The sequence below is a fragment of the Goodfellowiella coeruleoviolacea genome, assembly GCF_024171785.1.
Lineage (GTDB): Bacteria > Actinomycetota > Actinomycetes > Mycobacteriales > Pseudonocardiaceae > Goodfellowiella > Goodfellowiella coeruleoviolacea.
Genome location: NZ_JAMTCK010000008.1, coordinates 392,041 through 411,503 on the forward strand (window position 1 = coordinate 392,041; position 19,463 = coordinate 411,503).

The 19,463-nt window shown below is 73.8% G+C and carries 15 protein-coding genes; 8 read left to right on the forward strand and 7 right to left on the reverse strand.

Annotated features, from left to right (window positions below; all coding sequences use genetic code 11):
• Positions 1 to 11 precede the first annotated feature (11 nt).
• Positions 12 to 1,625 (reverse strand): Hsp70 family protein, encoded by a 1,614-nt coding sequence (locus LX83_RS19715; protein ID WP_253773467.1) that lies wholly within the window; start codon positions 1,623 to 1,625, stop codon positions 12 to 14.
• Between the two features lie 318 nt (positions 1,626 to 1,943).
• On the opposite strand from LX83_RS19715, the gene LX83_RS19720 reads away from it, so the two are divergent.
• The 3 genes from LX83_RS19720 (at position 1,944) to LX83_RS19730 (ending at position 6,849) form a co-directional block, all read left to right on the forward strand.
• Complete coding sequence (locus LX83_RS19720) at positions 1,944 to 3,308, forward strand: IniB N-terminal domain-containing protein (protein WP_253773469.1); 1,365 nt, start codon at positions 1,944 to 1,946, stop codon at positions 3,306 to 3,308.
• Positions 3,309 to 3,508: 200 nt separating this feature from the next.
• Positions 3,509 to 5,362: a dynamin family protein gene (locus LX83_RS19725; protein WP_253773471.1), complete on the forward strand. Its 1,854-nt coding sequence runs from the start codon at positions 3,509 to 3,511 to the stop codon at positions 5,360 to 5,362.
• Positions 5,359 to 6,849, forward strand: a complete 1,491-nt coding sequence (locus LX83_RS19730; protein ID WP_253773473.1) for a dynamin family protein — start codon at positions 5,359 to 5,361, stop codon at positions 6,847 to 6,849. Before LX83_RS19725 ends, LX83_RS19730 begins: the two co-directional genes overlap by 4 nt.
• A gap of 30 nt (positions 6,850 to 6,879) precedes the next feature.
• Here LX83_RS19730 and LX83_RS19735 read toward each other — a convergent pair whose 3' ends face one another.
• Together LX83_RS19735 and LX83_RS19740 are read right to left on the reverse strand one after the other, a co-directional pair.
• Positions 6,880 to 7,671: an alpha/beta fold hydrolase gene (locus LX83_RS19735; RefSeq protein WP_253773475.1), complete on the reverse strand. Its 792-nt coding sequence runs from the start codon at positions 7,669 to 7,671 to the stop codon at positions 6,880 to 6,882.
• 133 nt (positions 7,672 to 7,804) lie between these two features.
• Positions 7,805 to 8,719: an SDR family NAD(P)-dependent oxidoreductase gene (locus LX83_RS19740; RefSeq protein WP_253773477.1), complete on the reverse strand. Its 915-nt coding sequence runs from the start codon at positions 8,717 to 8,719 to the stop codon at positions 7,805 to 7,807.
• A gap of 102 nt (positions 8,720 to 8,821) precedes the next feature.
• Between LX83_RS19740 and LX83_RS19745 the strand changes: the two genes are divergently transcribed.
• Entirely contained in the window at positions 8,822 to 9,493 is a 672-nt protein-coding gene (locus tag LX83_RS19745; protein ID WP_253773479.1) for a TetR/AcrR family transcriptional regulator, read from the forward strand.
• A 12-nt stretch (positions 9,494 to 9,505) separates the two neighbouring features.
• On the opposite strand, the gene LX83_RS19750 is transcribed toward LX83_RS19745, so the two are convergent.
• From LX83_RS19750 to LX83_RS19760, 3 genes are all read right to left on the reverse strand, one after another.
• Positions 9,506 to 10,759, reverse strand: a complete 1,254-nt coding sequence (locus LX83_RS19750; protein WP_253773481.1) for a glycosyltransferase family 4 protein — start codon at positions 10,757 to 10,759, stop codon at positions 9,506 to 9,508.
• A 76-nt stretch (positions 10,760 to 10,835) separates the two neighbouring features.
• Positions 10,836 to 12,383: a 1,4-alpha-glucan branching protein domain-containing protein gene (locus LX83_RS19755; protein ID WP_253773483.1), complete on the reverse strand. Its 1,548-nt coding sequence runs from the start codon at positions 12,381 to 12,383 to the stop codon at positions 10,836 to 10,838.
• Positions 12,380 to 13,201: a class I SAM-dependent methyltransferase gene (locus LX83_RS19760; protein WP_407649619.1), complete on the reverse strand. Its 822-nt coding sequence runs from the start codon at positions 13,199 to 13,201 to the stop codon at positions 12,380 to 12,382. The genes LX83_RS19755 and LX83_RS19760 overlap by 4 nt, the downstream gene beginning before the upstream one ends.
• 320 nt (positions 13,202 to 13,521) lie before the next feature.
• On the opposite strand from LX83_RS19760, the gene LX83_RS19765 reads away from it, so the two are divergent.
• A complete protein-coding gene (locus tag LX83_RS19765; protein ID WP_253773485.1) occupies positions 13,522 to 14,844 on the forward strand; it encodes a hypothetical protein in 1,323 nt (440 codons plus the stop codon).
• 134 nt (positions 14,845 to 14,978) lie between these two features.
• Here LX83_RS19765 and LX83_RS19770 read toward each other — a convergent pair whose 3' ends face one another.
• Entirely contained in the window at positions 14,979 to 15,830 is an 852-nt protein-coding gene (locus LX83_RS19770; RefSeq protein ID WP_253773487.1) for a DegV family protein, read from the reverse strand.
• Between the two features lie 314 nt (positions 15,831 to 16,144).
• On the opposite strand from LX83_RS19770, the gene LX83_RS19775 reads away from it, so the two are divergent.
• The 3 genes from LX83_RS19775 to LX83_RS19785 all read left to right on the forward strand — a co-directional run bounded on the left by LX83_RS19775 (position 16,145) and on the right by LX83_RS19785 (position 19,436).
• Positions 16,145 to 16,927: an electron transfer flavoprotein subunit beta/FixA family protein gene (locus LX83_RS19775; protein ID WP_253773489.1), complete on the forward strand. Its 783-nt coding sequence runs from the start codon at positions 16,145 to 16,147 to the stop codon at positions 16,925 to 16,927.
• Between the two features lie 23 nt (positions 16,928 to 16,950).
• Positions 16,951 to 17,919: an electron transfer flavoprotein subunit alpha/FixB family protein gene (locus LX83_RS19780; protein ID WP_253773491.1), complete on the forward strand. Its 969-nt coding sequence runs from the start codon at positions 16,951 to 16,953 to the stop codon at positions 17,917 to 17,919.
• 149 nt (positions 17,920 to 18,068) lie between these two features.
• Positions 18,069 to 19,436, forward strand: a complete 1,368-nt coding sequence (locus LX83_RS19785) for an MFS transporter (RefSeq protein WP_253773493.1) — start codon at positions 18,069 to 18,071, stop codon at positions 19,434 to 19,436.
• Positions 19,437 to 19,463 lie beyond the last annotated feature (27 nt).

Below are 19,463 nucleotides of genomic sequence, written 5' to 3' on the forward strand. Positions count from 1 at the left end.
TGGGCGGCCGGCTACCGGGATCTTCGTTCCTTGAGGTTGTGCACCAGGCGCTTGACCAGCAGCCGTTCCGGCACCTCCAGCGGGGTGACCTGGACCGGGGGCCGGGGTGGTGGTTCGGCCAGCTCGTCGTTGCGGTGGTCCAGCTCCTCCACCGGGACCGGGATCCAGCCGTGCTGGTCCAGTTCCTGGCTTTGGTCCTGCCCGGCATTGTCGACGATCGGGGCGAGGACCGAGGTGCGTTCGAGCAGAGCGGGCAGCGGCCGGTCACGGCCGGGCACCATCCGGCAGGCGGCCAGTGCCGCGCCCCTGGCCACGCTGAACTCGGGGTCGGCCTCGGTGGCCAGCCGCGCGGGCAGCTGCGCGGCCACCAGTTCGGCGACCAGCGGCACCCGCACCGACCCGCCGACCATCAGCACCGCGCTGATCACCGCGGATCGACCAGGTGCCTGGGCGGGAGCTTGGGACAGCGCAGTTCGACCAGGTGCCTGGTCGAGAGCTTGGGGCAGCGCGGATCGACCAGGGGCCTGGTCGAGAGCTTGGGGCAGCGCAGTTCGGCCAGGGGCCTGGGCGGGGTCGGAAACCGGGGACGGCGGATTCTGGTCGGGAGCCTGGGGTGGGTTCTGGTTGAGCGCCCTGGTGTATCCCGAGGTGGTCGCCTGGGCGGGGACCACCGGGCTGGCGGCTGGCTCCACCGCCTGGTCGACGGCGCCGACGACCGGGCGCAGCGCGCGCAGCAGCACGTCCACGCTGGCGTGCACGGCCGGGGTGATCAGCTTCTCGAAGTCGGCGCGCGCCACGTGCACCTGGACCGGCCCGTCCGGCAGCCACACGGTGATGTCGGCCGCGCCGGCCTGTGACAGCTGGTTCTTGGCCGCGGCGCAGTCCTGGAGCAGTCGGGCGTGGGTGGCCGCGGTGCGCGGGTCGGTCGGGTCGAGGTTGGTCAGCGCCCGGCCCAACTCGGCGCGCACGTGTTCGACCAGCGCGCCGTCGAACGCCGACCCGCCCACCGGGTCGACGCTGTTCGCGCTGCTGAGCAGTTCGAACCCGCCGGCGTCGGTCTGCCGCACCACAGAGCACTCCACCGGCCCGCTGCCCAGGCTGTACACGGCGAGCAGGTCGCCGCTGTCCACCCGGTCGCGCCGGGCGTGGTTCTCCGCCGCCGCCAGGGGTTCCGGCAACAGGGTGACGTGCTGCAGGCCGTAGTCGACCAGCTCCCGGTGCAGTTCCCCCCGTCGGTAGGGGCCCCAGTCGGCCGGATGGGTGACGACCACGTGGTCGGCGTCGGCGCCCTCCTGGGCGGCCACGTCCTGCACCACCCAGACGATCATGGCCGCGGTCAGGGCGGCGGCGGTGTAGGGCTGGCCGCCGACGATCATGGGGACCTCGTCGCCGACGCGGCGGTGGAAGTCGCGCGCCAGGTCGGTGTGCCCGCGCCGCCCGCCCGCCGCGGCCGCCTCGCCCGCCAGCACCGATCCGTCCTCGGCCAGCCGCAACACGGTGGGGACCGCGGGGGAGTGGTGGCCAAGCCACACCACCTCGACCTCGCCCCAGCCCGCGTCGTCCAGGCGGCAGAGCGCGGCAGCGGTGTGGCTGCCGCCAACGTCTACGCCCAGGACGTACGGCATGCGGGCAGTTCCTCCGGCGGTCGGGTGGTCAGGCCAACGCATCCCCGAGGGGCACCTTAGGGTGTCACACCTCGGGGCGGTAATCATCCGTTCGTACCAGAGGCGCGTCCACCATGGGTAGTAGGACGAACGCACCAGACCGCATCCCCTAATCCCCTAACGGGCGACGGTGATCGTCACCCGTAGGGGGTGATCAATGACTCGGGGTGATCCCCGATGATCCCGCCGGCCCAGCCCAATACGGTCGTGGCCCGGCTGGCGGCACCAGCCCGGCCGGGTACGACACCAACCCCTGACTGTTCTCGGGAGTCCTCTCTGATGAACGCGGACCAGACGTTGAACGACTTCGTGCTCAACCTGTTGAGCGACTCGGCGGCCCGTTCGGCCTTCGAACTCGACCCCGAGGGCGCGCTGCAGGACGCGGGACTGGGCGACATCAGCGCCCTGGACGTGCAGGAGGTCATCCCGCTGGTCATCGACAACCTGCCGGTGCAGGACGTCGTCGGGTTGGACGCGCTGCAGCTGGACCTGCCGCTGGACGCGCTGGAGGCCGGCCCGGCCGGGGCCATCTCCCAGCTGCAGTTCGTCACCTCCCAGCTCAGCTCCCTGCCCACCGACCTGGGCGCCACCGCGGCCGGCGCGCTGTCCGTGGACGCCGGTGGCTTCGCGGCCGGCGGTGCCGTGGACAGCCCGCTTGGCAGCCTCGGCCTGACCGCGACCAGCGCCACCGCCTCGACCGGCCCGGCCCCGACCGCCGCCCCGGCCGACTTCTCCGCCGCCGGCGACCTCACCGGCGCGCTCGACTCGGTGACCGGCGGCGTGGTCGGCACCGACGCGCTCGGCGGCGTCACCGACACGGTCGCGCTCGACGGCGTCACCGGCACCGTGACCGGCGTGGCCGGCACCGTCACCGGCGCGCTCTCCGGGGTCACCGGCGGCCTGCCCACCGGCGACCTGTCCGGCGTGACCGGGGTCGTCGACGGCGTCACCGACACCGTGGCCGGGGTGACCAGCGGCGTCGGCTTCAACGTGCTGGGTGGTGTGACCGACGCGCTGTCCGGGGTGACCGGCACCCTGTCCGGCCTGACCGGCGGCCTGGTCGACGCCGACCTGGGCGAGAACCTGGGCACCAGCGTGACCAACCTGGTCGCCCTCGGCGGCGCCGGTGTCGACTACACGGTGGACACCACGGTCGCCGAGACCGACAAGACCGTGCACAACCTGCTCACCGGTCACCTCGACGACCAGCTCACCGACACCGCCAACGCCCTGCAGGCCAACGACCTGGGCGCGGCCCTGCCGCCGGCCGACGCGGCCGTGCACGGCGCGACCGCCACGCTGGACGCGGTGGCCGGCGAGGTCAACCACGTGGTCGACGGCCTCGGCCTGCCCGCGGACCTGCCTGACCTGGCCCCGTCCGCCACCCTGGGCGAGGTCACCGGCGCCGTCACCGACCTGGCCGAGCCCGTGACCGAGCTGGGCGGCCAGACCGTCCACGGCGTGGTCGACTCCCCGGTCGGCGACGTGGTCGACGGCCTGAGCGGCCCGGCCAACGCGCTCACCTCCACAGTGGACTCGCTCACCCACTCCACCGTCAGCGACGTGCTCGGCACCGTCGACCACGTCACCGACGTGGTCAACCCGGCCCAGCTGGACGTCTCCGACCTGGGCATCGGCCTCTGAACCGAGCCGCTGTTCCAGGGCTGACCAGGCAGTGAGCCACCCCGGTCGGGGGGCTCCGCGCGGCTCGGCGAATCGTGCCGAACGCGTGGAATCCGACGGGTGCTGGCGAGATGCCCGCGGTGACCGGTTTCCCGACCACGGTGCGGGAAACCGGTCACTTGTGCCCACACGGGTTGACCGGACACGGCACACTAGGGCGGATGACGGCACCGCCCTGGCTCGATGTGCTCGACGAGACGGTCGAGGCGTGCGCCACCCACGGCCGCGCCGACCTCGCCCACCGGCTGCGGCAGAAGCGGGCCCGGCTGCTCGACCCGCAGCTGCGGGTCCTCGTGCTGGGCGAGGCCAACCAGGGCAAGAGCCAACTGGTCAACGCCCTGGTCAACGCCCCGGTCTGCGCGGTGGGTGACGACACAACCACCACGGTGCCCACCGTGGTGCAGCACGCCGACTCGCCGTTCGCCGCACTGGTCAGAACCGCGGCCGGCGCGGGCGCGGTGGTCAGACCGAGCGAGGCGGCCACCGAACGCGTGCCGGTGCCCATCGACGAGATCGCCGCGAAGGTCAGCGGCCGGGGCGTGGCCGGCGAGTTCGTCCGCGCCGAGGTGGGCGTGCCCCGCCAGCTGCTCGCCTCCGGACTGACCTTCATCGACACGCCCAGCACCAGCGCGCTGCACGTGACCCGCACGGTGCGCCCGCTGGCCGCGCTGACCCAGGCGGACGCGGTGCTCCTGGTCTCCGACGCCACCCAGGAGCTGTCCAGCACCGAACTGGACCTGATCCGGCAGGTCGTGGCGGTCTGCCCGAACCTGATCCTGGCCGTCACCAAAACCGACATCGCCCCGGGCTGGCGGCGCGTGGTGCAGCGCAACCACGCCCTGCTCACCCAGGCCAGGGTGGCCGCGCGACTCGTGGCGGTCTCCGCCGCGCTGCGCCTGCGGGCCGCCCGCACCGGGGACAAGGCGCTCAACACCGAGTCCGGTTTTCCCGAACTCATCGCCTGCCTGCAGCAGCACGTGGTCGCCAAGGCCGACCAGTTGGCGCAGCGGACCGCCGCGGTGACCGTGTGCACCGCCGTGGAACAGCTCGTCGCCCCGCTCCAGGCGGAGCTGACCGCCCAGGACCCCGGGCAGACCTCGGACGCCATCGCCAGGCTGCACCAGGCGCAGCGCCGCGCCGAGGAGCTGCGCCGCCGCTCGGCCCGCTGGCAGCACGTGCTCGCCGACAACATGGCCGACCTGGCCGTGGACATCGAGTACGACCTGCGCGACCGCACCCGGCGCATCCTGCGCGAGAGCGAGCGGGTGCTGGACCGCGCCGACCCCGCGGTCATCTGGGACACCTTCAAGGACTGGCTGGAGGACAGCCTGGCCGAGGCGGCCGAGGCGAACTTCGCCTGGCTGGTCGAGCGCTGCCAGTGGGTGGCCAGGAAGGTGGCGGTGAACTTCCCCGCCTACCGGGACGGCATGCTGCCCGACGGCCTGCTGGCCGGCACCGAGGAGGTGCTGTCCCACCTGTCCGAACTGGAGCGGCCGCCGATCGAGCGGTTCACCATCAGCCAGAAGGTGTTCACCGTGCTGCGCGGCTCCTACGGCGGCGTGTTGATGTTCGGGCTGGTCACCAGCCTGGCCGGGATGCCGCTGATCAACGCCATCTCCCTGGGGGCGGGCGCGCTGTTCGGCGGCAAGAGCGTGCACGACGAGAGCGAGGCCCGGCTCAAGCGCCGGCAGGCGGCGGCCAAGACCGCGGCCCAGCGCTACGTGGACGACTTCTTCCTGGCGTTCAGCAAGGACTGCAAGGACATCGCCCGGCAGGTGCAGCGCCGGCTGCGCGACCACTTCACCGTGCTGGCCGAGGAACTCCAGGAGACCGTCACCGAGTCGGCCCGCAGTGCCAAGCGCGCCGTGCAGAGCGACGTCACCGAGCGGGAGGCGCGCAAGCGGGAGATCAAGCGCGAGCTGGAACGCCTGGTCGTGCTGCACCGCAAGGCCCAGCTGCTGGCCGCGCCGGCCAAGCCGGCGGTGGCCGCGGCGGCGCGGGAGATCACCGCGTGAGGCCAGGGGACACGCTGGACGAACGGGCCTGGGCGCTGCTGACCGCGGCGACCCGGGTCTACCAGGACAGCCCGCGCGCCCTCGGCTGGCTGCGCCACCACCTCGCCCGGTTCGCGGAGCCGCTGCGCGTGGCCGTGGTCGGCATGCCGGGCTCGGGAAAGTCCACCGTGGTCAACGCGCTGGTCGGGGAGGAGATCGCGCCGGTCGAACTCGGCGAGCACGGCCAGGTGCCTACCTGGTACCAGGCCGGCGGCCAGCCGCGCGCCCAGGTGTTCTCCGCCTCGGCCCCACCCCGGGACCTGCCGGTGGCCCGGGTGGACCGGCAGCTGGACATCGACACCGAGCAGTGGCCGGCCGGCGGTGCCCGGCCGACCCGGCTGGTCGTCGACTGGCCGGCCCGGTCGCTGCGCGACACCACGCTGATCGACACCCCGCCGCTCACCCCACCCGGTGCGTCCGAAGTGGACCCACCAGGCCCGGGCGCGGTCACCGCCGAGCAGCTGGCCGGCGAGGCCGACGCCGTGCTGTACCTGATGCGCCACATGCACGGCCGGGACCTGCGGCTGTTGCAGGCCATGCACGACCACCCGATCGCCGGGGCCGCGCCGGTGAGCACCATCCTGGTGCTGTCCAGGGCGGACGAGATCGGCGCCAGCCGCATCGACGCGCTGTCCTCGGCCAAGCGGATCGCCCGCCGCTACCGCAGGGACGTGCAGGTCACCGCGGTCTGCCAGAACGTGGTGGCGCTGGCCGGCCTGATCGCCAGCGCGGGCCGGACGCTGCGCGAGACCGAACTGGCCGCGCTCACCGCGCTCGCCCGGGTGCCCCGCGAGGAGCTGGAGCGCTTCCTGCTGTCCACCGACCGGTTCACCGCCGCGGACTTCCCGGTCGCGCTGGACGCGCCGAGTCGACGCGCGCTGCTGGACCGGTTCGGCATCTTCGGGGTGCGGCTGAGCACCACCCTGATCCGGCAGGGCTTCGACACCCACCCCAAGCTGGCCGCGCAACTGGTGCAGCGCAGCGGCCTGGCCGAACTGCGCGACGCCGTCGGCGCGCAGTTCACCGAGCGGCGCGCCGTGCTCAAGGCCCGGTCCGCGCTGCTGGCGCTGGACGTGGTGCTGCGCAGGGAACCCCGGCCGGCGGCCCGCGCCCTCGCCGCGGACCTGGAGCGGCTGCTGGCCGGCGCGCACGAGTTCCGCGAGCTGCGGCTGCTGGCCGCGCTCCAGTCCGGCGGCACCACCCTGCCCGGTGAGCTGGACGCCGAGGCGCAACGGCTGATCGGCGGTGACGGCCCGCGGCTGGCCGCCCGGCTGGGCGTCGATGCCGAGGCCGACGACCACGAGCTGTACCGGGCCGCCCTGGACGCGCTGGCCCGCTGGCAGCGGCAGGCGGACAACCCGCTGCTGACGCCCACCCAGCGGCGGGCGGCCCAGGTGGTGGTGCGCAGCTGCGAGGGCGCGCTCGCCGCGCTGACCGCCCCGGCGTAGCCGGCCGGGACCGGCGGGTGGTGGTGCTGGTCAGTCGGTGAAGAAGTCCGTGATCAGGCCGGTCCACCCCTTGATGTCGGCCACCGAGGTGGCCACGTGCAGGGTCGAGTGGGGGAGCAGCTCGTGCAGCCGTTCGGCCGTGGCCACCGGGTGCAGCGGATCGGTGTCCCAGGCCAGGATCAGCGTGGGGTGGCGCAGCGTGGCGATCGCCTCCGGCGCGGGCAGGTCGGACTGGCCGGCGCCGCGCAGGACGTGCGGCAGCAGTTCGTCGGCGACGTCCGGGGTCATGTCGAACTCCGGGTAGTCGGCGAAGATCGGCAGCGGGTCGGCGTGCGCCGCCTGTTCCCGCCAGGCCGCCGCGCCCAGCCGCTCGATGCTGTCGGCGGTGTCGAAGTACCACTGCCTCGCCTGCCTCGGGCCGGTTTCCCACGCCACGGGCGGGATCAGCAGCGCGAGGCGGCGGAAGCGGTGCGGTGCGGCGAGCGCGGCGCGCAGTGCGGTGTCGGTGCCCAGTGACGAGCCGGCGAAGTCCATCGGCTGGTCGATGCCCAGGGTGTCGATGAGGGCGAGCAGGTCCTGGGTGTAGTTCTCGAACCGGTAGTCCTCGGTGACCGGGCGGCCCGTTGACCGGCCGTGCCCGCGCTGGTCGTAGCTGAGCAGCTGGTGCCGCTCGGCCAGCGCGTCGATGTCGAGCAGGTCCAGGCGCCGCACGGCGTCCCGGCTGAGCGTGACCCCGTGGGCGTAGCCGGCCGGCGACCCGGAACCGGTGAACTGGTAGGCGATCGTCGCACCGGCACGGGTGAGATGGCTGTCCTCGGACATGGCGCCCCTTCGCAACGTGGGCCGGTGGCGACCGAGGTACGGGTACCCCCGGCGGGTATCAGGTGATCATCACGCTATACCCAACGGGGGTATGCGGCAAGGACGGGGCGGCCGCGGTGTGGACGGGCCCGGGTCACACCGGGAACGCCACCCCGGTCAGCTCCTCGGAGATGCTCCACAGCCGGCGCTGCGCGGCCGTGTCGTGCGAGCGCCGGCTGGACCGGACCACCACGGGGTGTCCCCGGAGTTCACCGAACCCGCCCGGGCCGTAGTACTGGCCGCCGCGCGCGGTCGGGTCGGTCGCGGCGCGCAGCGTGGGCAGCGCGCCCATGGCGGCGCTCTGCGTGATCAGCCCGGCGATGGCGGTGGTGATCGGGTGTTGGCCGCCGGGCAGGTAGCGCATCAGCTCGGTCTGCGCGGTTCCGGGGTGGGCGGCCAGCGCGACCGTGGTCCCGGTGCTGGCCAGCCGGCGCTGCAACTCGTAGGTGAACATCAGGTTCGCCAGCTTGGCCTGGCCGTAGGCGGCCAGCCGGCGGTAGGACCGCTCCCACTGCAGGTCGGCGAAGTTGATCCGGGCCCGCCCTCGGTGGCGCAGGCTGCTCACCGTCACCACCCGCGAGTCGGGCACCGGCAGCAGGTGGTCGAGCAGCAGCCCGGTGAGCGCGAAGTGCCCCAGGTGGTCGACGCCGAACTGCAGCTCGAAACCGTCGCGGGTGGTCTGCTTCGGGGTGTCCATCACCCCGGCGTTGTTGATCAGCAGGTCGATCCGCGGGTGCGCGGCCCGCAGCTCGGCCGCGGCGGCGCGGACGGAGTCCAGCGAGGCCAGGTCGAGGCGCTGCACCGCGAGGTCGGCGCCGGGGACGGCGGCGGCGATCCGGGTGGCGGCCTGCTTGCCCCGGTCCACGTCCCGCACGGCCAGCACCACCGTGGCGCCCCTGGCGGCGAGGGCCTTGGCGGTCTCGAAGCCCAGCCCGGTGTTCGCGCCGGTCACCACGGCCAGCCGGCCGCGCTGGTCCGGCATGTCCGCGCTGGTCCACTGCTGCGTCATGAGTTCTCCCGAATTACAGACCATCGGTCTCTTGTGTCTGGGGCGAACTTAAGAGACCGGTGGTCTGCTGTCAAGGGGCCGGGGGTCGGTAGCATCCGGGGCATGGTTGCGTTCCAGCGCGCGCGCAGCGCTGAGCAGCGGGAGGTCCGACGCGCGGCGATCCTGGACACCACCGCCGCGATGCTGGCGGAGATGCCGGTCAGCGCGGTCGCCCTCAACGAACTCAGCCGCCGCGTCGGCCTGGCCAAGTCCAACGTGCTGCGCTACTTCGAGTCCCGCGAGGCGATCCTGCTGGAACTGCTGGACCGCGCGTGGCAGCGGTGGCTGACCGAACTGGACGAGCGGCTGGCGCGCGAGGTCGACCCGCACGGCACACCCCGGCAGCGGGGCGACCGGTTCGCCGAGGTCCTGGCCGGCTCGCTGCGCCCGCACCCGGTGCTGTGCGACCTGTGCAGCGCGCACACCAGCGTGCTGGAGCACAACGTCTCCGTCGGGGTCGCCGCCCGCTCCAAGCGGGCCACGCTGGACAACATCACCACCCTGGCCGGGCTGGCCCGGCGCCACCTGCCCGAACTGGGCGCGGACGACGCGCGGAAGCTCGCCGGGGCGGCCGTCCTGCTCATCGGCGCGCTGTGGACCAGCACCCACCCCTCGGCCAGCATGCTCGCCGCCTACGAGACCGACCCCGCCCTGGCGGCCCTGCGGCTGGACTTCACCACCGCCCTCGCGGAATCGGTCGCCATCCTGATCAGCGGAATCCTCAGCCGGGCCTGAGCACACCCGGCGCTACGGGCCGAACGCGTTGCCCGTGGCGATCTTGGGGCGGGCCAGCGGCACCGGCGCGGACACCGCGGCCCCCGCGTACACCTCGGCGGTGGCCGAGGCGATGCGGGACCAGTCGAAGTCCACGGCCAGCCGGGACTTGGCGGCCCTGGCCCGGCGGGCCGCGCCGGCCGGGTCGTCCAGCACCGCGCGCACGGCCGCGGCCAGGCCGGTGACATCGCCCGGGGCGAAGGACAGCCCGGTGTGCCCGTCCACCACCACCTCGCCCAGCCCGCCGGCGGTCGAGGCGACCAGCGGCGTGCCGGCCGCGGCGGCCTCCAGGGCGACGATGCCGAACGGCTCGTAGCGGCTGGGCAGCACCACGGCGTCGGCCGCGGCCAGCACCGCGGTCAGGTGCCGGTCGGACAGGTGCCCGACGAAGTCGACCGCGCGGCGCACCCGGTGCTTGCGGGCTTGGTCGGCCAGCCAGGCCGCGTGGCTGCCGGTGCCGGCCACCACCAGCCGGGTGCCCGGGTGGCTGCGCCGCACCCTGGCCAGGCCGGCGATCAGGTCCTGGACGCCCTTCTCCCACTCCAGTCGGCCGAAGAACAGCAGCAGCGGCCGGCCGTCCGGGCTGTGCCGCTGCCTGGCCTCGGCCACGTCGGCCTGGCGCACCCGCCAGCGCCTCGGCTCGATGCCGTTGTGCAGCACGGCGATCCGCTCGGCGCTGACCTCGAACAGGTGGGCCACCTCGGCGCGCATCGCCGCGGAGCAGGTGATCAGCTGGTCGGCGCGGTTGGCCAGCCACCACTCCACCGAGTGCACCTGCTGGTTGAGCGGCTGGGACAGCCAGCCGCTGTGCCGGCCGGCCTCGGTGGCGTGCACCGTGGCCACCAGCGGCGCGCCACAGGCCTCGGCCAGGGCCACGGCCGGGTGGGTCACCAGCCAGTCGTGCGCGTGCACCACGTCCGGGGTCCAGGAGCGCAGCAGCGCGGTGCCGGCGCGGACCATGGCGTGGCCCATGGCCAGCGTCCACGCCACCAGGTCCCGCTCGAACACCAGGTGCGGCGGGTCCTCGGCGACCCGCACCAGCCGGACGCCCTCCACCACGTGGTCGACGGTCGGGTGGGTGCTGGCGTCGCTGCCGGTGGGCTGGCGGCACAGCACCACCACGTCGTGGCCCTGCCTGGCCAGTTCGGTGGCCAGCGCGTGCACGTGCCGGCCCAACCCACCGACCACCACGGGTGGGTACTCCCAGGACAGCATGAGCACGCGCATCACGAAGAATCCTCGCACCCGGTGACCGGGTGCCCAGCCGCCGGGCCCGATCCGGCCAGCACGGCGCCGCCGGTGATCACGCCGCGCCGAGCTGTCTGGCGTCGAGGTGGCCGAACGGCCCGTCCTCGGCGCGCAGCCGACCGGCCAGGGCCGCGGCCCGGTCGTGCCGGCCGGACCGGAGCAGTCCGGCCAACTCGCCGAACCGCTCGTGGTGGATCTTCGCCCGGCCCCGCGCGTAGTCGGCGGCGGAGTCCTTGGTGACCATGAACGCCCAGTCGCTGGACAGCGCCAGCAGGGCCTCGCGCGCCAGCTGGTCGGCGGCGGCGTGCCGGCTGGTGCTCGGCGCCAGCCCGGGCACCACCCCGACCAGGTCCAGCAGGTCGCGCTGGAGCCGCGCGTTCGCGTCCACCAGGTCGGCGACCTGGGCACCGTCCCACACCCGCCAGTCCTTGCCCGACCCCCACGACGAGGCCGGCAGCTCCACCGGGCCGGCCAGGTGCCCGGCGGCCAGCGCGCCGCGCAGCGAGCTGACCCGCACCCCGGCCTCCGGCAGCAGCCGCAGCACCAGCTCCAGCCAGGCCGGGCCCTCGTGCCACCAGTGCCCGTACAGCTCGGTGTCGTAGGCGGCCACCACCAGGCTGGGCCGGCCGTGCCGGTCCCGCAGCTCGCGCAGCCGGCGCAGCACCGTGGCCACGAAGTCCTCGGCGTGCCGGCGCACGGCCCGCTCGGCCAGGTCGGGCCGGTAGGGCTTCTTGTGCTCGGGCGGCACCTGCTTGCCGGTGACCCGGGACGGTTTCAGGCCCGAGGGGTGGTCGTAGGTGTGGAAGTCCCGGTAGACCGGGTCGCCCGGGTAGCCGGCCTTGGGCGACCACACCCGGTAGGTCACCGCCAGGTCCCGGCCGAAGCACACCACGTCCGAGTCGCCCACCGGGTGCGCGGCCGAGGTGTCGCCGTGCAGCGCCGGGCCGTCCACCAGGAAGTGGCCCACCCCGGCGGCGGCGTAGGCCGACTCCATGCCCGGCGCGTACCCGCACTCCGGCGCCCAGATCCCGGCCGGGGCCCGGCCGAGGCGCAGCGCGGTGTCGGCCAGGCCGGCGCGCAGGGCGAAGTCGCGCACCCGGGGGTCGAGCAGCGGCTGGAACGGGTGGGTCAGCGGGCCGCCGAGCAGTTCGACCGCGCCGGCGTCCACCAGGGGCCGCAGCACCGGGGAGAACCCGTGCCGCCAGCGCGCCTCGAACTCGGCCAGCGACCACGCGGCGCGGCGGTGCTCGGCCGCGGCCAGCTCGCGCAGCTCCGGGTCGGCCGCGGCCCACCGGGTGCCCGCGTAGTGGGCGCGCACCTGCCAGTTGCCCAGCCACTCGTGGAAGGCGCGCAGGCAGTGCGGGTCGTCCAGCTGGGCGGCCAGCACCGGGGTGACGCCCAGGGTCAGCACGTCGCGCCAACCCTGTTCGGCGAACCGGCGCACCAGGTCCAGCACGGGCAGGTAGGAGTGCGCCCACGCCTGGTACAGCCACTCCTCGCCGACCGGCCAGCTGCCGTGGTGGGCCAGCCAGGGCAGGTGGCTGTGCAGCACCAGGCAGAACGTGCCCACCGGCTCGGCCGGGGTGCGCGGGGCGGCGGTCACGGCCGGACCGCCACGGCCACCAGGTCCAGGCAGCCGGCCAGGTCCTCGGTGCTGATCTCGAAGTCGGCGCTGGTCACCGAGGTGACCGCGGCCAGCAGGTCGGCTGGCCACGGCTGGCCGGACAGGGCCACCTCGATCTGCGCGTCGATGATCGACCCGCCCACGGCCGCGTCCAGCTCGGCCAGGCGCGGGCCGTGCCGCAGGCCGGCCAGCAGCTCCACGGTGAAGCCCGCCGCGACCAGCAGCTCGGCCAGCTCGGCCGGGGCCAGCTCCCGGGTGTGGAACGGGTTGAGCGGGGTGTCCCGGCCAGGGGAGAAGGTCAGCCGGTTCGGCGTGGTCAGCAGCAGCCGCCCGCCCGGGCGCAGCACCCGGCGGCACTCGACGAGGAACCCCTCCTGGTCCCACAGGTGTTCGATCACCTGCAGGTTGGCCACCACGTCCGCGCTGGCCGAGCCCACCGGTAACGCGGCGAGGTTGCCGCGCACCACGCGCACGCCCGGATAGCGCCGGGCCACGTGGGTGGCGGTCAGCTCGTCGTAGTCCAGGGCCAGCACCACGGCCGCGGTCTCGGCGATCAGCGCCGCGCCGTAGCCCTCGCCGCAGCCCGCCTCCACCACCCGCGCGTCCCGGCAGTGCGGCAGCAGCGCCAGGTAGGCCGCCTCGTGCCGGCGGAACCAGTAGTTCTCCTCGGGGATGCCGGGCACGGTCCGCTCACCGGTCAGCGGGAGCGCGGCCGGATCCGGCTGATCACCCGCCGCGACCTGAGCACGTCCCCCGGTGCCCTCGGCCGGGGCGGTTTCGGGCGTGGTGGTTGACACCTGGGTGATCTCCTTCGGGCTCCCTCGGGCTTGCTGCGGGTCAACGGCTGGTGCGCGATCCGAACCGTAACCGATCGGCGTGCTCAGCCGGGCGCTCGGTGGACGCGGTCGGGGCGCCCACACCATTGGGTGGTCGCGGCCGCCGTGATTTGATCTCACGCTCCCGCCGAGGTGGAACTATTTCTGCTGGGAAATTCATTGATCAATTTTTGTTGATGATTGTCCGGTCGTCGTGATCATTGTTTTTTCCCGGTGGCTGCGCCGGGCACCGCGTGTGATGCTGCTCGCGACCGCCTTGGTAGGAGGGATTAGGCATCAATATGTGCGCTAAGCAGGCCAGGGACCACGAGATGCTGCCGTTGCACGCCGCCTTCGACACCGTCTACCGCGGCTTTCACCGGCGCCAGGTCATCGAGCACATCGAATCGTTGGACGAACAAATCCGGTTCCTCAGCATCGACCGGGATGAGGCGCTGTCCCAGGTAAGCGATTTGCGCAAACTGCTGGAAATGACGCGCCGGGATCTCGAACAGGCCCGGACCCGGCTGGAGCGCCTGGAGATGTCCGAGGTGACCGCGGCCGGTGCGGGCGAGCGGGTGCGCCAGCTCATGGCGATGGCCGAGGAGGAGGCCGCCGAGCTGCGGCTGCGCGCCGAGCAGGAGGTCTCCGCGCTGCGCACGCGCGCCGACACCGAGATCGAGAACCGGCGGGCCAGGGCCGAGCAGGAGATCGAGCGCCGGGTCATGGACGCCAACCGCGAACTGGCCCAGCGCCGGGACGAACTGGAGGAGGCGGCCAGGCAGTCCCAGGAGATCTGCGACCGCCGGGCCGCCGAACTGGACCAGCGCGCGGTCGACCTGGAGCGGCGCCGCACCGAGTTCGAGGCCGAGATCGCCAGGCGCACCAAGCAGGTGAGCGCGCAGTGCGCCGCCACCATCAAGCTCGCCCGCGACCAGGCCGAGCGGCTGCTCGCCCGGACCAGGACCGAGTGCCAGCGCCTGGAGAGCGAGTCCGGGGAGCACCGGGCCCAGGTGCGAAAGGACTTCGAGATGGCCATGGCCCGCCGCCGCGCCGAGGCGCAGAAGCACCTGGCCGAGCAGGAGGAGCGGTCCAAGATCCGGGTGGCGTTCATGATGTGGGTGGCCTGCCGGGAGGCGTCCCGCCGCATCGACGAGGCCAACCGGCACGCGGTGCAGCTCACCACCCTGCGCCAGGGCTTCTTCGCCCAGCTGCACAAGATGCAGCACACCCTGACCACGGTGTCCGAGAAGCTGGTCAGCGGCCAGGCCGGCCAGCTGACCGAGCACGAGCTGAACCTGGTCCGCACCCAGGCCGAGGCCGCGAGCCGGCCCGCGAACGGCCAGCCCGCGAACGGTGCCGTGGGAAACGGCGCTGTGGGAAACGGTGCTGTGGGGAACGGTGCTGCCGGGAACGGCGCTGTGGGAAACGGTGCTGTGGGGAACGGTGCTGCCGGCAACGGCCACGCGAGCAACGGCCACGCCGCCGACGGCGGCCCCGGCCGCGGTGACGGTGCCGCGCCCGTCCCCGGCCACGCGGCGAACGGCCAGGCCGACGGGGTCGAGCCGGCGCCGGCGGTGACCGGCGGCCCCTCGGTCAACGGCACGCCCGCCCACCTGGGCTAGCGGCCAGGGGACGCGCTCGGCGGAGCACCACCGGAGGGGGCACGTCTCAGCGGGACACCGCCAGCGGGGGCGCGGTGAGCGGGGGCGCGGTGAGCAGGGACGCCGTCAGTGGGGACGCGGTCAGGGGAACGCCGTCAGCTCGCGTCGACCGGGGAGACCGCCACGCTGATGGTGCCCGGTCCGACGTGCGCGCCCAGGATCGAGCTGACCTCGGTGACGGTGATGTCCCGGGTGTTGGGGATGCGGCGGCGCAGCCGGTCCCGCACGGTCGCGGCCAGCTCGGGCGCGTGGTAGTGCTCGATGCCCAGGTCGACCTGCCGGCGCAGGGACCGCTTGGCCGCGATGTCGATCAGCTTGCGCAGTGCCCGGTCCGAGCCCAGCGCCCTGGCCAGCGGCGCGATCTCGCCCTCGGCGATGGTCAGCAGCGGCTTGATCGACAGGGCGGTGCCCAGCAGCGCGCTGGCCGCGCCGATCCGCCCGCCTCGGCGCAGGTACTCCAGGGTGTCCACGTAGATCAGCTCGCTGCCGGCCGCGCTGCGCCGCACGGCCGCGTTGGCCACCTGCTCGGCGGTGGCGCCCCGGCCGGCCAGCCGCGCCGCGGTCAGCACGGCGTAGCCCAGGGTCATCCCGGTGGTGCCGGAGTCGATCACGTGCACCGGGATGCGCACCTGCTCGGCCGCCTGTCTGGCGGACGCGCAGGTCTGCGACAGCCGACCGGAGATGTGCACCGACACCACCGCGTCCATGCCCGCCGCCGCCGCGTCCTGGTAGGCCCAGAAGAACGCCCCGGGGTCGGGCGGGCTGGTCACCACGGGCACGCGCTCACGCAGTGCGCTGACCACGTCGGAGACGGGGATCCTGCCCTCGCTGTCGGCGCGTTCGCCGACCTGCAGCTCCAACTGGACGACGCTGATCCCAGACTGGGCGGCAAGTTCTGTGGGCAGGCAGGCGGTGGAGTCCGTGACGACAGCTACTCGCCGATACATGCGGTTGAGGGTAGTTGCCCTGTCCGGGTGGACGGACTGGGCCGAACGCCGGCAGCCGCCGCGCGCGGACCGTTTCCGCTCGTCCTCCCGGCTGGTGCGCGGTCCGGGTGAGCACGATCACCCGGCAGGGCGCTTGCGCTGGCTTGCACCCCGATTACTGATGGGTAACATACGAGTGGTCGACGCCACCGTGCCTTTGCGGCACCCGCATGGCAGGGTCGGTGCACCCGGCCACGGTCCCGGGGGCCACGCGTGGCGCTGGGGCAGCAGTTCCCGACCGATCCGCTCCGTCCGCAGGAGGTCGAAGAGGACCCATGAACATCGTCGTACTGGTCAAGCTGGTGCCTGACACCTACTCCGAGCGCAAGCTCAGCGACACCGACCACACCCTTGACCGCGACTCCGCGGACGCCGTGCTCGACGAGATCAACGAGCGGGCCGTGGAGGAGGCGCTGCAACTCAAGGAGGCGCACGGCGGCGAGGTCACCGCGCTGTGCGTGGGCCCCGACCGCGCGGTCGACGCCGTCCGCAAGGCGCTGCAGATGGGCGCGGACAAGGCCGTGCACGTCAGCGACGCCGCGCTGCACGGGTCCGACGTGATCACCACCGCCAAGGTGCTGGCCAAGGCCGTCGGCACCATCGACGGGGTGGACCTGGTCATCGCGGGCAACGAGGCCAGCGACGGTCGGGCCGGGGCCGTCCCGGCGATCCTCGCCGAACTGCTCGGTCTGCCCCAGCTCACCCACGCCAACAAGGTCACCGTCGAGGGCGACACCATCACCGTGGAGCGCGCCACCGACGACGGCGTCCTCCACCTGCAGGCCACCCTGCCCGCGCTGGTCAGCGTCAGCGAGAAGATCAACGAGCCGCGCTACCCCTCGTTCAAGGGCATCATGGCCGCCAAGAAGAAGCCGATCACCACCCTGACCGTCGCCGACCTGGGTCTCGACCCGGCCGGGGTCGGCCTGTCCGGTGCGTGGACAGCCGTGCTGGAGGCCGCGCCCAAGCCGCCGCGCACCGCCGGCGAGCGCGTCGAGGACAACGGCGACGGCGGCACCAAGATCGCCGAGTACCTGGTCGGCCAGAAGCTCATCTGAGCGCAGCGAGGAGGAACCAACACATGTCCGAGGTACTGGTCCTCGTCGAACACGTGGACGGCGAGGTCAAGAAGGCCACCTTCGAGCTGCTCTCCGCCGCGCGCCGGCTGGGCGAGCCGGCCGCCGTCGTGGTCGGCGCCGTGGGCACGGCCAGCAAGGTCAAGGACGCGCTGGCCCGCTACGGCGCGACCAAGGTGTACGTGGCCGAGTCCGACGACGCGGTCAACTACCTGGTCACGCCCAAGGTGGACGCGCTGGCCACGCTGGCCGGCCGGGTCAGCCCGGCCGCCGTGCTGATCTCCGCGTCCCTGGAGGGCAAGGAGGTGGCCGGCCGGGTGGCCGTGCGCATCGACTCCGGCCTGCTGGTCGACGTGGTCGACGTGGAGCGCAGCGGTGACGACGTGGTCGGCACCCAGTCGATCTTCGGCGGCGGCTTCGTGGTCAAGAGCAAGGTGTCCACCGGCACCCCGGTGATCACCGTCCGGCCCGGCGCGGTCGAGGCCGAGGCCGCCGAGGCGGTGGCCACCGAGGAGACCGTGGAACTGCCCGCCGTCGACCCGGCCAGGGCCACCCGGATCACCAGCCGGGAGCCGGCCGTGGCCGGCGACCGCCCCGAGCTGACCGAGGCGTCCGTGGTCGTCTCCGGCGGCCGCGGCGTGGGCAGCGCCGAGAACTTCGCCGTGGTGGAGCGGCTGGCCGACGCCCTGGGCGGCGCGGTCGGCGCGTCCCGCGCCGCGGTCGACTCCGGCTACTACCCGCACCAGTTCCAGGTCGGCCAGACCGGCAAGACGGTGTCCCCGCAGCTCTACATCGCGCTGGGCATCTCCGGTGCCATCCAGCACCGGGCCGGCATGCAGACCGCCAAGACGATCGTGGCGGTGAACAAGGACGCCGAGGCGCCGATCTTCGAGATCGCCGACTTCGGCGTGGTGGGCGACCTGTTCCAGGTGGCGCCGCAGCTCACCGAGGAAGTCACCAAGCGCAGGGGCTGAGCCCGCGCACGCGTTCCGGGGCCGGTCCGGCACCGCTGTGATCGATCGGGTCACAGCGGCCGGGCCGGCCCCGGTTTCGTCCCGCCACCGGCCGGCAACGGCGGATATCGACTGGACTTCCTGCGCGCTTCAGGTTCGAAGATGATCCGGTGACTGCGACGACAACCCCGACGAGCCCGCTGTGGGCGCCCGACCGGCGGGCCACCACAACGGGCATCCTCCTGCTGGTCACCCTGGTCGCCTTCGAGAACATGGGTGTCGGCACGGCCATGCCGCGGATCGTGGCCGACCTGCGCGCGGACAGCCTCTACTCGTGGCCGTTCACCGCGTTCCTGGCGGCCAGCGTGGTCGGCACCGTGCTGTCCGGCCGCGTCTGCGACCGGCGCGGCCCCACCCTGCCCATGCTGGTCGCGCCCGCGCTGTTCTGCGTCGGGCTGGTGGTGGCCGGCCTCGCCGGATCCATGCCGGCCCTGCTGGCCGGCCGGGTGTTGCAGGGCCTGGGCTGCGGCGTGCAGATGGTGGCCGTGTCGGTGTTGATCGCCTCGGTCTACCCGACCCGCGACCGGCCCGCCGTGTTCGGCGCCATCTCGGCCGCCTGGGTGGTGCCCTCGCTGATCGGCCCCACGCTGGCCGGCCTGGTCACCGAACACCTGAGCTGGCGGCTGGTGTTCCTCGGCCTGGCCCCGCTGGTGCTGGTCGGCGTGCTGCTGCTGGTGCCGCTGCTGCGCGGGCTGACCCCCACCCGGCCGGACCCCGCCGACACCGGCGCGGCGCCCAGGCGCGGCCTGCCGCTGGCCGCGCTCGCCGCCGCGGTCGGGCTGTCCGCGCTGACCTGGGCCGGCGAGCACCCCTCGCTGGGGTCGCTGGCGCTGGGGGCGGCCGGACTGGTCGCGCTGGCGCCGGCGCTGCGCCGGCTGCTGCCGCGCGGCACCCTGCTGGCCCGGCCGGGGCTGCCCGTGGTGGTGCTGTCCAGGGCCCTGCTCGGCGGCGCGTTCTTCGCCGCCCAGGCGTACCTGCCACTGACCCTGACCGCCGTGCACGGCCTGTCGCCCGCGCTGGCCGGGGTGCCGCTGACCGTGGGCTCGCTCGGCTGGTCGGCGGCCTCCTGGTGGCAGGCGCGCAAGCCCGACCTGCCCCGGCAGACCCTGCTGTGGATCGGCCTGCTGTTCCTGGTCGCCGGCCTGGCCCTGGTCACCTTCGTGGCACCGACCTGGGGGCCGATCTGGCTGGTCTACCCGGCGTGGGTGCTGGCCGGCGCCGGCATGGGCCTGGGCACCTCCGCCATCTCCGTGCTGGTGCTGCACCTGTCCGAGCCGGCGCAGCGGGGCTTCAACTCGGCCGCCATGCAGCTGTCCGAGATGCTCGGGCAGACCCTGTTCATCGGGCTCGGCGGCGTGCTGCTGGCCGGGCTGGCCACGGCCGGGGCACCCACCCCCGCGGTGCTGATCCTGGACCTGGCCATGGCCGCGGTCGCCGCGCTGGGCGCGGTGCTGGTAGCCACCAGGGCCACGCCCTGACCGCTGCGGGCGGAGTGGGCCAGGCGG